Source organism: Alcanivorax sp. HI0083 (assembly GCF_001635175.1).
The window spans coordinates 1-515 of record NZ_LWFX01001620.1 but is presented as its reverse complement, the minus strand read 5'-3'; the positions used below and the strand labels follow the sequence as shown (position 1 = coordinate 515).

General features: G+C 62.9%; 1 protein-coding gene and 1 pseudogene. Both read right to left on the bottom strand.

The window, feature by feature from the left end; genetic code table 11:
• Positions 1-188 (bottom strand): annotated as a pseudogene (locus A3754_RS23980) (geranyl transferase); the annotation flags it as partial.
• Positions 178-420, bottom strand: a complete 243-nt coding sequence (locus A3754_RS23975) for an exodeoxyribonuclease VII small subunit (RefSeq protein WP_063521544.1) — start codon at positions 418-420, stop codon at positions 178-180. The pseudogene A3754_RS23980 and the gene A3754_RS23975, both read right to left, overlap by 11 nt.
• Positions 421-515 lie beyond the last annotated feature (95 nt).

Genomic DNA, 515 nt, shown 5'->3' with positions numbered 1-515 from the left:
GCGCCGTAGACCAGTAGAGGGCGAATGCGTTTACCGCCGCTGAGGGCGGCGTAGCGCATGGCCTGGCTGAGCCGGGAGGCGGCGCTCTGGGTGGGCAGGTAGTGGTCCAGGGCCAGCTCCAGGCGGGCCTTGGCAGTGTCGGTCAGTTGGTCCAGTGCAGCGAATTCGCTCGCCGTCTCACTGTTCATTATCACCACCGGTAAAGGGCTCAGGATCGGCTGCGGTGCTCTGTTCCAGCAGGATGCGGACTTTTTGTTCCGCCTGCTGCAGAGCTTGCTGGCACTCCCGGGACAGGCGTACGCCTTCCTCGAAAGCTTTCAGGGAGTCTTCCAGGGTCAACTCACCGGATTCCATCCGTTCCACCAGGGTTTCCAGGCTATCCAGCGAGGTTTCCAGCGCGGGGGCTGCGTTTTTTGCCATGAGCGTCTCCTCGGATCCATCACCGGGACCCCGTCTTTGCTGTCTCTGCCCCTGCAGTGGGCTGTGCTGGCGGCAACAGTAATGCAGCGGCTGTG

Excerpts from the sequence above, each read along its gene's own strand:
- A3754_RS23975 (WP_063521544.1), bottom strand. The coding sequence starts at position 420 with ATGGCAAAAAACGCAGCCCCCGCGCTGGAAACCTCGCTGGATAGCCTG.